Genomic DNA, 19,870 nt, shown 5'->3' on the forward strand with positions numbered 1-19,870 from the left:
GATCAACTGGATTCGGAGAAAATCGAATACAGGAGGTCGCTATGGAGAAATTGAAAAAATATATCCACGATGACAGCAACGGTCTGGACTATGTTTTGGTCGGGGACTACTACATACCAGACTTACATCTACCAGAGGAAAGCTGCCCAATCGGGCGGTGGGGACGGATGCACAGGGAATATCTGCAAGAGCATTGTCCCGGTCAGTATAATGACCTGCTCCTGTCTGGCAAGCTGTGGACATATCTTGCTGATCTGGACGAACAGGCGCAGTTGCGATTTGATACCATTGTTAGCCAGATGCAGGAAGCCGAAAGAATTACCGAGGACTTGAAGTGCCGGAACTGGCTCTGTTGGGTACAGTCTATGAACAGCATACGCTACCGGGCGGAGGAAATCATTCTCTCGGAACTGGTGTACGGAAAGGAGTTGCCATGAGATACTGTATTGAACGCTTAGATGGTCAGCATTGTCTTTTTGTTGATGGTCGCAAAGAACTTCTTATTTATCTAAAGCAGGCATCATCAGAAACCATTACAGATATTCGCAAAGTTTACCGAAACGGGGTTAGCGATTCTGTGCTGGAAATCTATCTGCCATATAGGAAGCAGTAAGATGTCTGCAATGCAAAAACCATATATCTGTTTTGAACCACTCTTATCGGGTGGTTCTTTTATTCTGGCTTTAGCCAGTTGAGTGCGTCACCGTTCCTGAGGCCAGGAACGGTGACGTGCGAAACAGAAAACCACCTGCTTTGCGGGTGGTGTAGCAAGTGCTTATAGCACAAAAATCACCTTTCCGTTAGAATAGAATTGTTCAAGCTACTATCTAAGAAAGGAAAGGTGATTTTAATGGCACACAAGAAACATGATATGGCACATACAAAGTGGATGTGCAAATACCACATTGTGTTCACTCCTAAGTATAGACGAAAAATGATTTATAATCAATATAAAGAAAGCATACGAGATATATTAAAACGTTATGCGGATATAAGGGAGTGGAAATCATGGAGGGTCACTTAATGCCAGATCCTATTCATATGCTGGTAAGTATTTCACCGAAATACAGTATATCCAGCTTTATGGGATACTTAAAGGGAAAACGTGCGCTGATGATATTTGATAAGCACGCAAATCTAAAGTATAAATACGGAAATCGTCACTTCTGGGCAGAAGGTTATTATGTCAGTACAGCAGGTCTAAATGAGGCAACAGTCAGGAAGTACATTCAGGAACAGGAGAAGTATGATATAGCAATGGATAAACTGAGTGTAAAGGAATATGAGGACCCCTTTAAGGGGTAGCCGGTATTACAAACGCCCTTTAAAGGGCGGCGACGAGTCAAGGGCATAGTGGCTTGAACAGAGTGAAAGCCAGCGTCTTTAGGCACTGGCCGGTAACTGCCACCTTATAGGGGCGAGCAAACCACCCGTTTGACGGGTGGTCTTGATTATGATTTTTGGAAATGTATTCAAAATTCCTCAATTAAGTGCGATTCTGCGGTGTACATAAAGTTTTCTCTTGAATAGGTTGTTTACAGATTCATTTTTCTCACAAGAGAGATTCCGTCTTTTAAAATCGTAGTAAGCCTAACTTGTTCTTCGCCAGTGAATTGTGGGGTGTAAATACGAGTAGATGTATTAATTGTGGGAAGATTATTACCATAGAACAATTTGTCATAAATGCTGTTTGTTAGATTGTCCTTTTTATTACCCTCATAGGGGATACCTATGCTATTTGATAAATCACCTACTATATTCCAGAAATCAAGTACAATGTGCGAATCAAAAGGAATTGTCCGCATAACGATTTGGACTATCTTATTTGCATTGTATGTTGTAGTTTTGATTATTTTTTTGTACGAAGAAAAAGATTTCAAAAAAGTTAGAGCAGCATCTTTAGATTGAAATACCTTTAATATTGAGCCATCAAGTAAAAATCCATCCGTTTTATCATCGCTAAACCATATACAATAAAACTCAGATTCATCAATTATAAAACATATGACTTCAAGACAATCAAATTGAGTATCAACTTGTTGCAGATGCGACATAATATATGACCTCCTTTTAGTTTATAAATATATTGAAAAAATCAACTGTTATTATCCCTGCCTTTTCAAAGACAGGGATAATAAATAAACATAGATCCGTTGATAATAGATACTTTGATTAACATTATTTTATTGAGTAATTGTTTTAATTACTCAAATCCACGCTCTCCCCATTTTTTGATTTTATTGTATTCAGAACCAGGGCCTTTATCATAATTTCCAGGACCATATCGCTCATCACAAAGCCTTTTTGCAAACTTTTTCCCATCTTCGTTTTTCTTCGGACGCTTTCCCTTGGCCCAACTTGGTACATCTGTTGCCTTATCTTTGCCGCTCCCGGATTTTGGTTTCTTATATCCATCATTACCTTTGTCCTTTGATTTCACTACCTTTTTAACGGCATTAAGGATATTTGAAAAAGTTTGAGATGCACTATCAATAACTTTCCCACCGACTGAAATTGCAACAGGAGTAATTATTATTGTGCCAATAGCAGGTATAACCCATTTTCCGATGGCCCATGCAGGAATAGCTACTGCCGGAGCAACACGAGGAGTTACCGTTGGCGTGCCATCTTCTAAAGGTTCAATATATGTCAGCAATTCTTGGAACTCGGCATCTGTGTAGTAAACATCATTAACTATAATTCCCGAATTGCTGTTATCTTTGTGTTCTGCGGCAAAAGCAGGAACGGTCATACTAGATACTAATGAAAGTACCAGTGCATAGCATACTCCTTTAGAAATTAATTTTTTCATAATTGTCCCCTTTCACATACTGATATTCAGGATAATGTTGTGGTATCAGATTTTCTAATTTTATTTCGGCCGAAAGTATAATTTGATATGAGGACAGTATAAATCTTATTTCTTATTTTCCCCTATATAAAATTCTTAACAATTCTTATTTTTGAATCCAGAACAGAAGGTAATTGATATTAAATATCATTTTCATGCTCGAATGATGTCAAAACTGGAAGAAAAATTTCAATGGAAAATATTGTGGAGTTCTGCTCTATGTTCACCAAACCTCCATTCTGTTCTACTAATGTTTGAACAGTCATTAACCCGATTTTATGACTTACGTTTTTAGAAGGATATTTACTTTTATGGTTTTTAATTATGACACAAAGTTGATTATGTTGTTCATTTTCTGTAATAACAATCGGAAATTCTAGATCTGCATATTTCCGCAAATTAGAAAAAATATTGTCAAATACTCTGCGAATATCCCCAATATGTAAGCGACAAGAATATCCAGAATGAAACATAGGGAGCTGTTTTACCAGAAAACCATCGTCCTCCAGTTCGCTACACTCTTCGTACAGTATCTGGTTCAGGAATTCTCCACCATCAATAAATTCTTGTGGATATTCAGATGTGTTTTCTGTCTCTATCACAAATTTTTGAAACAATGTGTCTGTCAAAACTTTCATCTGATTAGCCTTCTCAGCGGCTCTGGCAAGATAGATTTCATATTCAATTTCTGTCAAGTCCTTTTTATGAATTAATATTTCCAAATATCCGGTAAGTTTAGTAAGAGGAGTCCGAAGATCGTGAGAGAGTGATGCAACCATTCGTTCACTTTCAATTCTTATTTTCTTCTCGTTTTTCAATAAGGACAGTAACGATATTCTCATAGACTCAATCTCGTTTCCTAGTTTTGCAATCTCATCTCTGCCACCAATTTCAATACTGCTGCTCCTACCAGACTGGGAAGAAAGTACTACTTGCTGATAGAGCTTATTGATACGGTGTACGGTGTAAGCATTAAAAGGTATAGTAATCCCTAGAAACAACAGAATCCCAAACAGCAGACCAACAACATCCCACCAAAAGAAGTAAGTATTTCCTGGCAAATAGGATGTGGCGTAGATAAAACCATCTGGACAATATATTGCTTCGTATTTGTCCACATCATTAAAATCTGAGGATGCCTTTTTTTCTTCATACAGGAATGCTGGTTCTGTGAATAGAATAATGTTTGAGTTTTGTTTGTTCCATACTGTATCTGTCAATGCATCTTGTGTAGAAAGGTTATGATCTGTTACATACATCTGAAAAGACTGTACCGCATCATCACTTTTAGATTCCCAATATGTATCAAATCTTGGATCATAGAAAAACCATTCTGCAACTACATCAGATAGTAAATAATGCCCTAACCAAGCACAGGCAAGGGCAAAAACTGCTACAACGAATAATTTTACCCCTAACTTCTGGGAAAATTGTTTGAATTTCCTATTCAATACGATACCCCTTTCCCCATACGGTTACAAGGTTGATAGGATGTTGGGGATTATCCTCAATTTTATCTCTTAATTTACGGATAAATACCATGACAGTATTGCTATCAGTAGAAAAAAATGGTTCTTCCCAGACACTTTCATAGATATTCTGAATTGAAAATATCTGTCCTGGATGAGCCAATAATAATCGCAGTATGCGATATTCTGTTGAGGTAAGTTCTAACTCCTTGCCACATTTCCATACCATGTTACGACAGCAATCGACACGTAAACCATTCCATTCAATATATTCTGATTTTCGTTTTGGGATTTGTTTCCCTTGGTAAACAGTATATCTCCGTAACAGTCCCTTAACTCTTGCAACCAATTCTGGATAAGAAAAGGGTTTTGCTAAATAGTCATCTCCGCCAGAAGAATATCCCAGTAAAAGGTCAGAATTTTGAGTTCTTGCGGTTAAAAATAAAATTGGCACATTCGAGCGTTCACGAATTATTCTGCTTGTCTGATAGCCGGACAGCCCTGGCATCATAACATCCAAAATAATCAAATCCATATTTGCAGTCAGTAATTTCAGTGCATCCTCTTCAGATTCCGCTTCAATAACATTAAACTCTTCATTTGATAATAAAATTGAGATAACTTCCCTGATTTCCTGATCGTCATCTACCACCATGATTTTTGTTTTTTCTTCTATCATATTGTTCATAACCTCCTTCTGTGTTGTCATCAAAACCATTCCGACAATTCAAGCTACAGATTCTCTATCTCTTACCCATCTGCTTTTGCTCTAATTTTAATAAAATTATATTTAAAAAGCGGAGCGTTATCAAGATGTTTTTTGTTAATAATTACTATCTTGTATTTTTACAAAAATTTAGGTTGTCTTAAACGAGATAAGTGTTTTTTAGCTTTTCTACACACTCATATAGACTGACACAAATTGTCCAAAAATTACATAGGCATTGATATGAATCGGTTTGGAACAATCAAAGCGGTGATTAATGTAATGCATCTCAGAAACAATTAAATAGAATAGGCAAGCAATGTACAAAGATAGATTTCTCAATGTTGCTTGCTTTTTTTGAATTCATCACTTGACTTTGTGGCAAAGAGGATCAAAGCTTTTGTATTTTGCAGTGTTGCATTTTTTCGGAATGCCATCTATAATGGTAAGCGGAATTTTTAAACAGCAATAAAGGAGTTAGGATGATTATATTAGAAAGAACCAGTGTTATGAACCTGGAAAATGCCGTAAGAGGAGCCAGAAACCCTATGAATAGCTGGGGACGCATGGACAGCGGCTATAACGAGAACCATGAATACATTCTTGGCCCCAATGATTTGGATCTGGCAAAACGGCTAAGAAAAGCGGGAAGTGACCACAGAAAATTTATTCGCCAGATATTTGTCTCAGTGGATATTACCGCGCCTCTGTACTGGTGGAAGGAATATGATACCTATAAAGTGGCGACTGTGGCAAATTCTACTAGTACTATGCATAAGATTCACAGCAGACCGTTTTCCATGGATGATTTCAGCCATGATCATCTGACGGAGGACGGGTATGCGTTTATGGAAACAATCGTAAATAAATTAGAGGAAATTCGTTTGCGCTATGTGGAGCAGGGCAAGAAGAAGGAGGACTGGTATAATTTGATTCAGCTTCTTCCATCCAGCTATAATCAGATGCGGACCTGTACCTTAAATTATGAAACGCTAATCCATATTTATTATGCCAGAAGAAACCACAAGCTTGCAGAATGGCATACCTTCTGTGATTGGATTTCTGCCCTTCCTTATGGAAAGGAACTGATTATAGCGGCAGAGGAAAGCAGGGAAGAGGCATGAATCTGATCGCGGCAGTGGATAAGCGATGGGCCATTGGGAAGGATGGAAGGCTTCTTGTGACAATACCTGCGGATCAGCAGATGTTTCTGAGAGAAACGACCGGGAAGGTTGTGGTAATGGGCCGGAAAACCCTGGAGAGCCTTCCTGGGGGGCAGCCCCTGGGAAACCGCGTAAATCTGGTTCTGACAAGGGACAGGAGTTATAAAAAAAGGGGAGCTGCAAGCTGCCATTCCATGGAGGAGGCTTTGGAAATGCTTCGGGAATATGATCCTGAGGATGTATATATTATCGGTGGACAGAGCATTTATGAGCAGTTTCTGCCCTACTGCAGAACAGCCCGTGTGACTGTAATTGATTATACCTACGATGCAGACACATTTTTCCCAAATCTGGACAAGGATGAGGCATGGGCTCTGGCTGACGAGGGGGAGGAGCAGACCTATTTTAATCTTTGCTATGTCTTTCGTAAGTATGTGCGGATAAAGCCATAAAATATGTAAGGCATAAAAATTAAAAACTTTCAGAACAATGTAATAAACCAGTTGTAACATAGTAGAGAAAATGATAATATAAAGTTTATGCGGTAGATAGTTTGTAAAAACAGAGCGTGGCCGCAAGCGCTCCAAAGCCAATACTATAATCGTACGGAGAGATTGGGGGAACAGCCTATGAAGCAAGATGGAACGTTGTTTACGCTGGAAAATGATGAGCTGCTAGTTACCGTTGCTCGTCATGGTGCAGAGCTGACCAGAATTTATGATAAGAAGGCAGGAAGAGACGTGCTGTGGGATGCGAATCCTGCTGTGTGGAACCGCCATTCGCCTGTTCTGTTTCCTTTTATTGGGAAATGTTATGAAGGAAAATATTTACATAATGAAACAGAATATGAAATGCCCATACATGGGTTTGCAAGGGATATGGAATTTCAGCCGGTTCTCTGTGATATAGATGAGTGCTGGTTCAGCCTAAAGGATACAGACGAGACTTTTAAGAATTATCCCTTTCACTTTGAGGTAGAGATTGGACACAGGCTGGAGGGACGTACCATTACCGTTATGTGGAAGGTTACGAATCCTGACTCCCAAGAGCTGCTGTTTATGATGGGGGGGCATCCTGCCTTTGTAGTGCCGGAAGGCAGAAGCATCTATGACTATACCTTTGAGTTCAACAGAGAGGGCGGAAAGAAGGGGCAGTACCAGGATGGACTCCATTATCTTGCGCCTAATGATAAAGGCTATGAGGCGAGAGAGCTTCAGGGAACCCTGAAGCTGACAGAAGGCCGGGCGCCTTTGACTAAGGGGTTTTTTGACACAGTTCTCACCTATATGTTTGATGGGTTCCAGGTGAGCAGCGTCAGCCTGTTGCTGGACGGGAAGCCTTATGTAACTGTAGGATGTGAGGAGTTCCCCTATCTGGGAATGTGGTCTGAGGAGGCAACCCATCCCTTTGTCTGTTTGGAGCCATGGTCCGGCCTTTGCGCGCCTGAGGGCTATATAGGAGAGCTGAAAGACAGACCCGGGGTGGTTGCTCTGGGACCTTGGAAGTCATGGGATAAGAGCTATACCATACATGTGGGATAACGTATTATTTTTTACAAGCAGCGATTGCGCTGGATTTGTGAGGAGCTTGCGAAGCTACAGTGATATGTATCGTACGTAAGAAACCGGCGCACGATTTCTGAGCGCTTATAACGAGGAGGAGAGCCATGTATAAGATTGTTAAGGCGGAATGTCTGGCAGACAAGATTTACCTGATGGATGTGGAAGCGCCCAGGGTTGCCAGGGCCTGCCAGCCAGGAGAATTTGTAATTGTAAAAATGGATGAGGCGGGAGAGCGGATTCCCCTGACCATCTGCGATTATGACAGGGAAAAGGGGCTGGTTACTATCGTATTTCAGATCGTAGGCGCTTCTACCGAGCGTATGGCAGGACTAAAGGAGGGAGATTATTTCCAGGATTTTGTGGGTCCTCTGGGGAAGCCCTCCGAGTTTGTAGAGGATGATTTGGAAGAAGTAAAAAAGCGCCGTTACCTCTTTGTAGCAGGCGGCGTTGGATCTGCTCCAGTATATCCACAGGTTAAATGGATGAAAGCCCACGGTGTGGAGGTGGATGTGATTGAAGGCTCTAAGACGAAGGATCTGCTGATTCTGGAAGAGGAATTAAAGGCTGCTGCCCAAAATCTGTATGTGACCACTGATGATGGCTCCTATGGCCGTAAAGGCATGGTAACAGAGGTTATTAAGGATCTGGTTGTAAATGAGGGGAAGAAGTATGATGTCTGTGTAGCCATCGGCCCTATGATTATGATGAAATTTGTCTGCAAGCTTACAAAGGAGCTGGGGCTGCCTACGATTGTCAGCTTAAATCCGATTATGGTGGATGGCACCGGTATGTGCGGCGCCTGCCGTGTAAGCGTGGGAGGCCAGATAAAGTTCGCATGCGTGGATGGGCCTGAGTTTGACGGCCATCAGGTAGATTTTGACCAGGCTATGAAGCGTCAGCTGATGTATAAGACAGAAGAAGGCCGTGCTTTTTTGAAGCTTAAGGAAGGTAATACCCACCACGGAGGATGCGGAAATTGCGGAGGTGAGGAATAATGGACGTATTAAAGAAGATTCCAGTAAAAGAGCAGGAGCCGAAGGTGAGAGCAACTAACTTTAAGGAGGTTTGCCTGGGGTACAGTCAGGAGGAAGCTCAGGCGGAAGCCGCTCGCTGCATTAACTGTAAAAATGCGAAGTGTATCCAGGGATGTCCGGTATCCATCAATATCCCCAAGTTTATCGAGGAAGTAAAAAATGGTGAATTTGAGGCGGCAGCAGGTACCATTGCGGAATCCAGCGCACTTCCGGCAGTCTGCGGCCGTGTATGCCCTCAGGAGAACCAGTGCGAGGGGAAGTGTATCCGGGGTATTAAGGGAGAGCCTATTTCTATCGGTAAGCTGGAGCGCTTCGTAGCAGATTGGTCCCGTGAGAACGGGATTGTGCCTGCAAAGCCTGAAAATACCAACGGAATTAAGGTGGCAGTGATTGGCTCCGGCCCGGCGGGACTTACCTGTGCAGGGGATTTGGCTAAAATGGGCTATGTGGTGACTATTTTTGAGGCCCTCCATGAGCCGGGCGGCGTTCTTACTTACGGCATTCCAGAGTTCCGGCTCCCAAAGGATGGCGTTGTGCGTCCTGAGATTGAGAACGTGAGGAAGCTGGGGGTTATAATTGAGACAAATGTGATTGTTGGAAAATCGATTACCATTGACGAGCTTATGGATGAGGAAGGCTTTAAGGCTGTATTTATTGGTTCCGGCGCAGGGCTTCCTAAGTTTATGGGCATTCCGGGGGAAAATGCTAACGGCGTATTTTCTGCCAATGAATATCTTACAAGAAGCAACCTTATGAAAGCCTTCCGGGATGACTATGACACGCCTATATTTCTTGGCAAAAAGGTTGCGGTAATAGGCGGAGGAAATGTTGCTATGGATGCAGCAAGAACTGCGTTGCGTCTGGGCGCCGAGGTGCATATCGTATACAGAAGAAGCGAGGCAGAACTTCCCGCCCGTGCGGAGGAGATTCATCACGCCAAGGAAGAGGGCATCATCTTCGATTTGCTGACCAATCCAGTGGAAATTCTTACGGATGATAAGGATTGGGTAACAGGTATGGTAGTCCGCAAGATGGAGCTGGGAGAGCCTGATGCCTCCGGAAGAAGAAGACCAGTGGAGGTTCCCGGTTCCGACTACACCATTGATGTGGATACGGTCATCATGTCTTTGGGAACTTCTCCCAATCCGTTGATTTCCTCTACTACAGAAGGCCTGGAGACGAATAAGTGGAAATGTATTGTTGCGGATGAAAGCGATGGAAAGACAACGAAGGAAGGTGTGTATGCAGGCGGAGATGCCGTGACAGGGGCAGCCACTGTTATACTTGCTATGGAAGCAGGACGTGCGGGAGCCAGAGGCATCGATCAATTTTTAAGGGGAAATAGGTAAGAGGGATTTATAATTTTTAGGATCATATGGATAGGGAAAGCCGGTTTTCGAATGCTATGGAAAGCATGGGAGACCGGTTTTTTCTTGCAGCGGAAATAGCGTTTTATTTTGTTTTTGTTATTTAAAAGGTTTTAAAAAGTATAAAAAAATTATTGACTTCTTGGTAATAGGTATGATATGCTTTCGTTATCGCACAGAGATCGAAGTGCAGATTTTTACAATTTGCTTGTTCGGCAGCATTGAATTGACTGAATCAGCCGCTTATCCAGTTTGTTTGTTGTTTGGAGAATAAAGAATATTGCTTTTGGGAGCGTGTTGATGAGTTTTTAATGATAAATGTCTAGTATTTCAGGTTTTTCATGATAGGTCTGTTGATCAGATTTCAGTTCGAAGAAAGTCAAAAGATTAAAAAAAGCTTTGCACCTTGAAAATCGAATAGTACAATGCCATAGTGAAGAAAATGTGTTTAAAATGACAGTGGGGATAAAGTTTTTAATAAAAGGCTGTGATTTTTAACATTTTGGATGCAAAAGTACAGAAATATGCTATGATATAACAGAGGGGGGTGTTAAAAAAAGTAGAGGATGGAGATCTGGATGGGAAAAGGGTTAATACATATTTGAAAATAAATAGGAGGAGAGTGTATGCTTAAAAGATTAGCAGCGGCAGCAGCGGCAGTAACGATAGCAGTGTCAACCCCTGCCTATGCCGGGCAGTGGGTGCAGGATGGTGTTGGCTGGCGGTGGCAGCTTGATGATGGGAGTTATCTTAAGGGGCATTGTTGGGTCTGGATTGACGGGAACCATGACGGGATAGCTGAAAGTTATAGTTTTGATTATAAAACTGGCTATATAACATATGATGTAGCCGATCAAGGCGTAACTGTAAATGAAAACGGTGCCTTGCTCCATAATGGAGTAGTCGCTACGGATGTGATTCCTGGCGGTTCTGATTACTTGCCCGGTATGGCAGGAGATGATGGAAAAATATTTCATTTAGTATTCACCCCAGATGAATCTGTCCATGAGCTAAATGCAAAGATTCAGGCCGAAAAGGAGCAAAAGGAAGCCGAAAAGGAACAAAAGGAAGCCGAGAAGGAGCGGAAGAAGGCCGAAGAAGCTGCCTGGATTGAATCGATTGATGTGGATAAGGTGGCTTATCGTATTGCCGAAATGGTAAATGAGGAACGAGTTTCAAAAGGTTATTACGAATTAGTCATCAATGATGAGTTAATGGAAAATGCGGCGGTTCGGGCGGAAGAAGGGGATGAGCTTTATGCTCATAGACGACCGGACGGCAGCAATATAGAAACAGCAGTGACAGTAGAGAACAGAGGAGTAGCTGAGAATCTTGCTTCAGTACCGATTCTTATGGGGGAAACAGAGGAGGAACTAGCACAGCTATTTATGGATGCATGGTTAAATTCTGCCGGACACAGGCACAACATATTTACTTCAAGAGGTGATGAGATAGGAGTTGGGGTTTATAAATCTGGCAATTCTCTTGTTGGGTGTCAGTTATTTATTCAAAATTAAATCAAATAAGTGTAATTAAAGGAGCTATGGCATTACCTGAAATCAGGAATAATGTCATAGCTCTTTTGTTTGTTGGGAAAGGAGTAATATCTTGAATATTTTGCAAAAAATAAAAAGGCCGCTTTCTTTGTTTATGGCGTTGGTGCTGCTGCTGTCGTCTATGCCATTTTCCACTGCGGCAAACCAACCCATAGAGGAAGGGGAAACGAACTTTGATAAATTTAGGGTTGTATTCAGTGGGCGCAGCCTGTATGTATTCGGAAAAAACCATAACTCAATGAACTTTTACAAGGCGGGGCCTGGAAGCGAGGCCGCCCCAACCTTCTGTATCGCGCCCGGAAAGAAGCTTCCGGGAGGAACGGCCACCAGGTATAAAAAATATGAGGCGAAACCCGGAGAAACCGTTCCGGTGATCGGCTCCTTTGAGCGGTATCTGCCTATGACCATTGCCTATGAGTGGATGATCCGCGAGGGGGATTATAACGATAAAGTCCGGTATGCGGTTGTCCAGGTGTATTACTGGGGCTGCGTGGCTGGCCATGAAACGGACTGGGCGGCCCAGGAGGCGGCCATGAAAAAGCTGGCAGGGGTTCCTGAAACAAGACAGGCAATGGCTTACTACCAGGAAATGAAGGAATACATCCTGAAGGGGATGGAGGAATATTACAGCGGGGCAAACAGCGGCCTTCCTGAATGGAACGGGAAGCAGCTCATCATGGAAGCCAATGAGGGGAGCTATACCTTAACCCTGGATATCAGCCAGTACCCGCAGCTGAAGGAAACAGCCTGGAGCTTTCCAGATGGGAACTGGTCTTACCAGCTGTCCCCGGATGGAAGCAAGATCCTGTTTAAATACAATGGCGCGTCTAAGCCAAGCGGAACCGTGACTTCCGGGGAGCTGTCTGGAGTGGAGCAGCGGTTTTATGCCTATATTTTCACCCCCGGAGGGGGATATCAGGAACAGATGGGGAGGCCGGACGCCTCCCATGAACCGGCATCGGTATCCTTTTCTGTCATTGTCAATGGGATTACTCGTATTCCTCATGAATTTCAACCGAAGCTTTACCGCCACAGTGAAACCTTCCGCAGCCATTACAACCTAGAGATGGAAAAGTACGACGCGGAAACCAACCAGCCTTTGGAGGGAACCGTGTTCTATGTATGGGAGGACTTTGACGCCGGTCAGGTCAACCACAATGACTATGAGGAAGGGAGCCCGGACGGTAAGACGGGGCAGGTCTATGTAAACCGTATGTCCCCAAAGCCCCAGGCAAGCCATATCGCGGGGGAGATTACAACGGATCAGGCGGGGCGTGGAGCTTACCGCACGGAACGGCTGTACCATTACAGCAAAACCTACTGTATGGGGCATCCGGCTCCCGATTTTCTGGAAGTCCCTGAACCGGCTTATAACGAGCAGTCCGGGGAGCAGACGAATGCGGATGAAATCCAGGCGGTTGAGGCGGAGAATGAACGCCTGCGCCGCCAGTGGATCGCGGAGCAGGAGCTTTGCGCCGCCACCTGCGATTTCCATATAGGGAATGAGGATGAAAGGAACCAGAGCGAAAGCATGGAAGCCTTAGAAGCTATGCTTCGGGATCGGGATGAAACCTACGAGGCCTTTATCGCTCTGGAGTATAGCTACCAGCTGGAGGAAAAAACGGCCAGAACCGGCTATGTTGTCCATGGGGGCCACAAGAAAGACGCGGGCATAGAATCCGTGTTAGTGGTAGCGGCACAAGCCGGAGGGACGGCCAGGGCTTCAAATCCGATTGTAAGGGAGGGCGGAAGGCTGTCATACGAGGCAGCCTTCGCGGAGCCGTTGAGGGCGGCGGCCAGGGCAGCCTATACCTACGCGCTTCCCAATGAGGAGGATACAGAGCTGGAGGAACGAAGAAGCGTAGTGGCGGTGACGGAGGATACCGGGCGCACCCTGCGCAGGAGGCGGAGCCTTCCAAACGCCACGGAAAGTGAAGCCGGGGAAGCATTCCTTTCTACCGCTTCGGAAGCCAGGAAAGCATTTAAAACGGTTTCTTCCAACGCGACCCCTTCCAATGGCTCGCCCAAAGGGAGCCGGATAGAGGATTTGGCTCAGGAGCAGCCCATAGAGGCTTATAGTTCCTATGAGTATTCGGTCAGGAGCGCGGGGAAAGCGGCCCTGGAGGCGGAGCTTGAGCCCATTACAATGATGCCGGAAGCCTTGGAGGCGGAGGCGGGGGAGGAACCGGCTGGAGCCGCGGGCAAGCCCCGATCCCGCCGGCCCCGTTCCGCTGACGAGGGGGACGGGGATCGCATTGCCATTTCCCTTCCTGATTTTATGGACGATTCCGAGGAGCCCATATCCACGGACGATTATGGGGACGCCGGCCGGCTCCTTTACACGTTTAAGGTGTGGAACCACCGGACAGAGGGGAGGCTCCACATCAATAAGAGGGATTTGGAGCGTTACCAGGAGGATCCGGATCAAAGCTACGGATTAACCCAGGGGGACGCGACGCTGGAAGGGGCGGTATACGGCCTGTTTGCGGCCCAGGATATCCAGCACCCGGACGGGAAAACCGGTGTGGTTTACCGCAAGGACGATTTGGCAGCCATTGCCACCACGGATAAACGGGGGGACGCATCCTTTTTAACCTTTACCGAAGCGCCGGGAACCCGGCTTAACCCTGATGGAACCATAAAAGATCCGCAAGGGGATGCCTTCCCGGCCAGCCTTTACCAGGGGGGGACCATAGAATCAGCCCCGCTGGGCTTTGGAACCATTGCTTATCCGGATTTGGCAGGTGAGAATGGGAGCCCATGGATTGGCCGCCCCCTTTTGCTGGGAAGCTACTACATAATGGAAATCAGCCGTTCCGAGGGCTACGAGCTGTCAGTGAAGGGGATCAACCTGGCCGGCAGCAACCGGACGGAAGGGGGCGGGGCCTTTGCCATGCCGGGGGCCGGATGGGCCCAGGCAGCGGGAGGGCTTTCCGATTACAACAACATGAATGCAGACGGCTCCTGGAATGATTTTATGGTGGAATACTTTGGCACGGAGCGGGGCTATGATGTGACGGTGACAGGCTATCCCAAGGGGACAAGGTTTTACCGGGTGGAGCTTACAACGAAAAAGAGGACTGTCCGGGAGGTGACGGGAAGCAGCCTAAAGCCTAAAAGGGATGAGAAGGGCCAGCCTGTCTACCAGAAGGCAAAGGGCGGGGAATATAAAAAGGACGCCCAGGGGAATCCCATGGTGGCGGCAGGCGCGGGGACGGTGCCTTATGGGGAAACCCTGCCGTACCGGTTCCGGGCAGCTGGCTTCCCCGGAGGAACCGCAGCCCCAGAGGATATGAGCAAATGGGGGGAAGCGATTGCCCCGGATTACCTGAAAGCCCAGGCAAACGGTATGCTAAAGCAGCTGGGCTACCGGGAAATATCCCCTTCCTCCCCATGGAAGGAGGTAAGGCTGACGAAAGCCGTCAACGGGGAAGCGGCCCAGGAAATCCTGGACTGGCTGACGGAGCGCCCATTCTTTGACTGCGCCGTTGTGGAGGCCGTTTACCCCAAAGACGGGGGCTGCGCAGCCCGGATACGGTATGACTATTCGGCGGCACAGGCGGACTATCCGGCGGTGTACGATCCGGCCAGCGGAGCCTTATACGTGAGGAAAACCGTCAGGGTAACGAACGGGCCATCGGATGAGGCAGGCTATTGGATCCGCTATGAGAAGGGCGGGTATCGCCTGGACGCCAGAACCGCGGCCATCAAAGAAAAGAAAGAGATTGACGGTCCAATCCCATTCCCAAAGGCCATAGAGCCAATGATTCAAACCCGATACCAGCCGGTGTATGAAACCTACGCGCCAGGGGAAATCCTGTTAGACAACCAGGGAAAGCCGATCCCGGAGCTGGAGCGCGTCTACAAATACGCGCAGCGGGAGGAGGAAGCAGAGGAAGAACGGCTGGTTCCCATTACGGCGTCCTATGATGAGGAAAGGGGGCTGTATATCTTCCATGAGGAGGACGGCACGGACTGGACAGCGGCCACAGAGCCCAAGCAAAGGACATACCGGGCCGTGACCCAGGAGAAAGCCATAACCCATGAGGGGCAGGAAATGCCCTATAACCAGTACCTGACCGAGATCCAAGGGGCCGGAGTGAGCGCTTATGCAGCCCACCCGAAGCGAGAGGCGGGAAGCTACATCAAGGAGGCAGTCCTTTTGTACCCAGGGCAACGGGAGGCGTCACAGGACGGGGGAACAAAGGAGCGGCCGATCACGGTGCTGCAGCGGGCCATCAAGCAGTCAATCAGGATCACAAAGGACATATCCCAGGCGTCCTATGATGGAGTGAACACCTATGGAGCCCTGCATAACGATCCGGCAACGGCTTTGTTAAAGCTGTTTACCGGAGGGAGCCAGACCCAGGGGACGAAGCTGTTAAACCAGTTTAAGTTTAAGCTGTACCTGAAAGCCAACCTTGAAAATATCTACGTGGACGATACGGGGGCCATCGTTTCCCCGAGGGCGGATGAGAAAGGGGCTTTTGGGGAAGCCAGGCCCATTTACCTTCCCTCCGAACCGGAAGGGGCGAGGCGGCTGCTGGAGACAAAGCCGGATGGGACTTATGATTACGAAACGTTCTTCGCGGCCATGTACGCGGCAGCTGCCCCGGACAGCAATGCGGGCCAGGCTGGGGAGAATCCGGCGGCCCGCCAGTTCGCCCTGGACTATTATGATATAAAGGCGTACAAGGAAGAGCTGTTAAGGGCCGACCCGGATCTAAATCCGGATCTTGCCTATGAAACAGCGGTTGAGAGAGCCACAGGGGAGGCAGCCAGTTATTTAAGGCCTTTTAAAGGTTTAGACGAGCTGCTGGCGATCCGCTGGGATCGGGACGTGGATGGCGGGGCGGACAAAGACGCCACAACGTTGCAGTGCAACACCCGGCAGGGACAGGATGATTATTTTAACCATTCGATCCCACTCCCCTATGGAACCTATGTGATCGTGGAGCAGTTCCCAGGGAACAACGCAAAGGAGCTGGCGAATCGCCATTACCGCTCCGATTATCCCAAAGAGATCACCCTCCCCTTTGTGCCGGAGATCCATACCGGCGGGAATACGGGGGCAAAAGAGGTTCATGACGGGATGGGAAGCGCCTATTACCGGTATGACAGTACGGATACGCCGGACGAGATAATGCGCAAGTACCATATCCGCTTCAATGAGGAAACCCATGTCATCAAGGCGCACAATGAGGATGGGGATTTCGAGGTGTATAAATTCGGCCTGGCAAAAAAGGAGCGTCCGGGGCGGAGCCTGACCACAGCGCAGCCCTATAAGGAAGCCTACATGGATGGGGCAAAGGAAGGAGTGAAGGGGTATTACCCAGGCTACGCCTCCCAGAGTGAAGGAGGGGAGAGCCGGGACGGCGTGCTGTATGAAGGCTATGAGACGGACAGCGGCCAGATCGAGGTGAGGGACAACGTCCCTGCCATGGCAGGCGTACGGACAGCCGTTGAAGGGAAATTTGCCCCTATGCTGGTGCCGTGGAGCGTCCGGGAGCCGGAAGGGGGCCTTACCCCCAAGGGGGCCGGAGCGGATTTTAATTTCCGCGCCTTCGCACAGGCGGATTTTGAAAACAAGTATTACAGCTCGAAGCTTAGGATTGAAAAACTGGATGCGGAAACAGGGGAAACCATCCTTCAGGATGGGGCAATCTTCAAGCTATACGCAGCCAAACGGGATGTACAAAAGAACGGGACAGGAAGCGCGGCCGGAAGCGGGGCGGTTCTGTTTGGGGAGGCGGTGGATGAAGCCGGCAATCCGGTGGCGGACGCCAATGGAACCCCTGTGCTGTATCCGAGGGTGGGCCAGGACAACGCAGGCCGATCCGACCTTCCGATCCGGCTGGATAAGGACGGGCTCCCCTTGTATGACGAAAGCCAGCGGATCATCCAGGAGGACAGGGAAGGGAACGAGACGGGCATATTCAAAGCCTATTCCACCGTCCGGGAGGTGGTTAAAGACGGCCAGGTAAAGCAGGAGATGGTGGGCTACATTGAAACCTATAAGCCTCTGGGAGCCGGGGCCTATGTCCTGGTAGAGGTGAAAGCCCCCGAAGGGTATACAAAGAGCCGGCCTGTGGCTTTTGAGGTCTATTCCGATGCTGTCACCTACTATGAGGACAAGAGGGGAACAGACGGGACTACAGCCGGATGGAAGCCAGTAACAGCGGCCAGATACCAGTACGCAGTCCCTGTAAGCGGAGAGACGAATAAGTTCCAAACAGAGACAGTCAGCCAGATCAAGGTGCAGGATTACCCTTCCCGGATCGAGATCCATAAGGTGGAGGACGGGGATTCCCTGGTGGGCAACCGCAACGGTCTTAAGAAGGTGGATACCCAGGGAGAGGTTGAGTTAAGCGGCGGCTTTGATGGAACGATCCTTGTGAATGATACGGGAGATTTACTGACCTATAAGGTACACGGACGGAAAGAAAGGCTGGAGGCACGGGGAGATGTGAGAGGCATTGCCTACAACCCTAAGACAAAAGACTGGTACGGCTATACAACAAAGCGTTTGGAAGAATACTCGGAACGGATTGTAGAAGGGACAGAAAAAGCCTTAAAAGCTATGCCAAATGTGAAACTCCTTTATAAGCGGGACGGAACCTTTACCGGCAAGGGGATTGATTTTACCGTATCAGTGTCCAATGCCCGGCTGTCTCTGTATAAAGCCATTGAGCTTGAAAAGACAGGGGAGAACCAGTACAAAGGGGTGACGGCCTATTGGGAGAATGGAAAGGTAACAAGCATCACTGACACTCATACAGGAACCCACAAGGAAATCGTAAAGACTGGCAAGGATTCTGCTCCAGGCGGGCTGGATATATGGGATGTCCAGGAGACAGACAATGCCCCTGTAAACCTGTTCTTCTATGATTTGGAGACGGTGGACACCCAAAAAGATCCAGACACCGGCGAACTGTTTGTGCTGGACGGGCGTGGAAACAAGCTTTGCTATGCGGATTCTAAAACCGGCATGGCTTACGTGTATGACGATTACAAGCGTATGCTGGCCTATACGGTGGATGAGACAGGGAAGAAGGAGCTGGCGCGCTCGATCCAGGTGTTGGAGGATGGGACGGCAGCTGCCATCTACGAGAACAAAACAACCGTTGACGATGAAAACGGCCTGCCAATTTACTATACTGGAGGAAATGTGGTCACAAAAGAGGAAACCTGGATTACAAACAGCAGTACGGATTCCTATGGGAAACCGGAAACCTCTGGAGGCGTCCACGCCATCACAAGGCTTCCTATTGGGGCCTATATCCTTCAGGAAGAAACGGTTCCTTATGACCAGGGTTACATACAGGCTGAGTATCTGGGCCTGGTATTGAAGGATACAGAGGAGGTGCAGAAATATTTCCTTCAAAATGAGTTTACCAAGACTGAAATCGCAAAGGTAGATGTGAGAACCCAGAAGGAGATTGAGGGAGCAACGCTGACGCTCTATAAAGCAAAACTGGATGGAAAGGGGCTCCCCCTTGCCGATGATAAAGGAGCATACCTTAAGGGGGATGTTTATACATCCTGGATCAGCGGCTATCAATACGATGATAACGGAAACTTAAAGCTGGATGGTGATGGAACGGCCATTCCCACTGTAAAACCCCATTGGATTGACCATATACCAGTTGGTTATTATGTGCTGGAGGAAACCAAGGTTCCCTTTGAAAAAGGATATGTAACCTCCCCGGATGTCAATGTTAAGGTAAAGGAAACCGGAGACGTGCAAAGCTTTACCATGGAGGATGATTTTACTGCCCTGGATATATGGAAGTATGACGCAAACACCAAGGAACCCCTTTGTAATGACAGTGAGGCTTACTTAACGCTGTATCATGCCAAACTGGATCAAACCGGCTCCCCGACTCTGGTGGACGGAGTCCCCCAATATGATGAATCAGGGAAAATATTCTCCTTCCGCGCCGCAACCTATAAAGACGGCCAGGAGGTAGCGGCAACTGGACGGATGGAAACGGATGCCGGAGGGGACACCCCCATCATGAAGTATGATTATGATATTAAGGACATTCCGAACACGTACCAGGGCAGGTATTACTATACGGAGAAGGGAACCACCCGTTTGGAATATTTACCAGTAGGAAGCTATGTGCTGGTGGAAACAAAAACCCCGAAGGGCTATGCAA

At 47.1% G+C, this 19,870-nt stretch carries 13 protein-coding genes and 1 pseudogene; 10 read left to right on the forward strand and 4 right to left on the reverse strand.

Translation table 11 applies throughout. The annotated features are described in order from the left end of the window. Positions 1-41: 41 nt before the first annotated feature. The 3 genes and pseudogenes from FYJ39_RS07690 to tnpA all read left to right on the forward strand — a co-directional run bounded on the left by FYJ39_RS07690 (position 42) and on the right by tnpA (position 1,305). Positions 42-437 carry a TnpV protein gene (locus tag FYJ39_RS07690; protein ID WP_154471869.1) on the forward strand — a complete coding sequence of 132 codons (396 nt, stop codon included), beginning with the start codon at positions 42-44 and terminating at the stop codon, positions 435-437. Beyond that, positions 434-613, forward strand: a complete 180-nt coding sequence (locus FYJ39_RS07695) for a hypothetical protein (protein ID WP_154471870.1) — start codon at positions 434-436, stop codon at positions 611-613. The genes FYJ39_RS07690 and FYJ39_RS07695 overlap by 4 nt, the downstream gene beginning before the upstream one ends. Before the next feature lie 237 nt (positions 614-850). Then, positions 851-1,305 (forward strand): annotated as a pseudogene (tnpA, locus tag FYJ39_RS07700) (IS200/IS605 family transposase). A 230-nt stretch (positions 1,306-1,535) separates the two neighbouring features. Here tnpA and FYJ39_RS07705 read toward each other — a convergent pair. The 4 genes from FYJ39_RS07705 to FYJ39_RS07720 form a co-directional block, all read right to left on the reverse strand. Next, positions 1,536-2,054 carry a hypothetical protein gene (locus FYJ39_RS07705; protein WP_154471871.1) on the reverse strand — a complete coding sequence of 173 codons (519 nt, stop codon included), beginning with the start codon at positions 2,052-2,054 and terminating at the stop codon, positions 1,536-1,538. Positions 2,055-2,203: 149 nt separating this feature from the next. After that, positions 2,204-2,812 (reverse strand): hypothetical protein, encoded by a 609-nt coding sequence (locus FYJ39_RS07710; RefSeq protein ID WP_154471872.1) that lies wholly within the window; start codon positions 2,810-2,812, stop codon positions 2,204-2,206. Positions 2,813-2,991: 179 nt separating this feature from the next. Continuing rightward, a complete protein-coding gene (locus tag FYJ39_RS07715; RefSeq protein WP_154471873.1) occupies positions 2,992-4,302 on the reverse strand; it encodes a sensor histidine kinase in 1,311 nt (436 codons plus the stop codon). Beyond that, the gene (locus FYJ39_RS07720) at positions 4,295-4,999 is read right to left on the reverse strand and encodes a response regulator transcription factor (RefSeq protein WP_235919768.1); all 705 of its coding nucleotides are present in this window, start codon (positions 4,997-4,999) and stop codon (positions 4,295-4,297) included. Before FYJ39_RS07720 ends, FYJ39_RS07715 begins: the two co-directional genes overlap by 8 nt. Before the next feature lie 509 nt (positions 5,000-5,508). Here FYJ39_RS07720 and FYJ39_RS07725 point away from each other — a divergent pair. From FYJ39_RS07725 to FYJ39_RS07755, 7 genes are all read left to right on the forward strand, one after another. Beyond that, positions 5,509-6,150: a hypothetical protein gene (locus FYJ39_RS07725; protein WP_154471875.1), complete on the forward strand. Its 642-nt coding sequence runs from the start codon at positions 5,509-5,511 to the stop codon at positions 6,148-6,150. After that, positions 6,147-6,641, forward strand: a complete 495-nt coding sequence (locus tag FYJ39_RS07730; protein ID WP_154471876.1) for a dihydrofolate reductase — start codon at positions 6,147-6,149, stop codon at positions 6,639-6,641. The genes FYJ39_RS07725 and FYJ39_RS07730 overlap by 4 nt, the downstream gene beginning before the upstream one ends. Positions 6,642-6,818: 177 nt before the next feature. Continuing rightward, positions 6,819-7,730 carry an aldose 1-epimerase family protein gene (locus tag FYJ39_RS07735; RefSeq protein WP_154471877.1) on the forward strand — a complete coding sequence of 304 codons (912 nt, stop codon included), beginning with the start codon at positions 6,819-6,821 and terminating at the stop codon, positions 7,728-7,730. Between the two features lie 125 nt (positions 7,731-7,855). After that, positions 7,856-8,746: a sulfide/dihydroorotate dehydrogenase-like FAD/NAD-binding protein gene (locus FYJ39_RS07740; protein WP_154471878.1), complete on the forward strand. Its 891-nt coding sequence runs from the start codon at positions 7,856-7,858 to the stop codon at positions 8,744-8,746. Continuing rightward, positions 8,746-10,134 carry an NADPH-dependent glutamate synthase gene (gltA, locus tag FYJ39_RS07745; protein ID WP_154471879.1) on the forward strand — a complete coding sequence of 463 codons (1,389 nt, stop codon included), beginning with the start codon at positions 8,746-8,748 and terminating at the stop codon, positions 10,132-10,134. The genes FYJ39_RS07740 and gltA overlap by 1 nt, the downstream gene beginning before the upstream one ends. Before the next feature lie 644 nt (positions 10,135-10,778). After that, on the forward strand, positions 10,779-11,669 hold the full coding sequence (locus FYJ39_RS07750; protein ID WP_154471880.1) for a CAP domain-containing protein: 891 nt from the start codon (positions 10,779-10,781) through the stop codon (positions 11,667-11,669). Between the two features lie 91 nt (positions 11,670-11,760). Further along, positions 11,761-19,870: prealbumin-like fold domain-containing protein (locus FYJ39_RS07755; protein WP_235919769.1), on the forward strand; the 8,110-nt coding region annotated here is incomplete at its 3' end.

It is taken from the genome of Clostridium porci (assembly GCF_009696375.1).
In the GTDB taxonomy this organism is placed as follows: Bacteria; Bacillota; Clostridia; order Lachnospirales; family Lachnospiraceae; genus Enterocloster; species Enterocloster porci.

Coding starts and splice junctions, on each gene's coding strand:
- FYJ39_RS07705 (WP_154471871.1), bottom strand. CDS start 2,054: ATGTCGCATCTGCAACAAGTTGATACTCAATTTGATTGTCTTGAAGTC.
- FYJ39_RS07710 (WP_154471872.1), bottom strand. CDS start 2,812: ATGAAAAAATTAATTTCTAAAGGAGTATGCTATGCACTGGTACTTTCA.
- FYJ39_RS07720 (WP_235919768.1), bottom strand. CDS start 4,999: ATGATAGAAGAAAAAACAAAAATCATGGTGGTAGATGACGATCAGGAA.
- FYJ39_RS07690 (WP_154471869.1), top strand. CDS start 42: ATGGAGAAATTGAAAAAATATATCCACGATGACAGCAACGGTCTGGAC.
- FYJ39_RS07730 (WP_154471876.1), top strand. CDS start 6,147: ATGAATCTGATCGCGGCAGTGGATAAGCGATGGGCCATTGGGAAGGAT.
- FYJ39_RS07740 (WP_154471878.1), top strand. CDS start 7,856: ATGTATAAGATTGTTAAGGCGGAATGTCTGGCAGACAAGATTTACCTG.
- gltA (WP_154471879.1), top strand. CDS start 8,746: ATGGACGTATTAAAGAAGATTCCAGTAAAAGAGCAGGAGCCGAAGGTG.
- FYJ39_RS07750 (WP_154471880.1), top strand. CDS start 10,779: ATGCTTAAAAGATTAGCAGCGGCAGCAGCGGCAGTAACGATAGCAGTG.
- FYJ39_RS07725 (WP_154471875.1), top strand. CDS start 5,509: ATGATTATATTAGAAAGAACCAGTGTTATGAACCTGGAAAATGCCGTA.
- FYJ39_RS07695 (WP_154471870.1), top strand. CDS start 434: ATGAGATACTGTATTGAACGCTTAGATGGTCAGCATTGTCTTTTTGTT.
- FYJ39_RS07735 (WP_154471877.1), top strand. CDS start 6,819: ATGAAGCAAGATGGAACGTTGTTTACGCTGGAAAATGATGAGCTGCTA.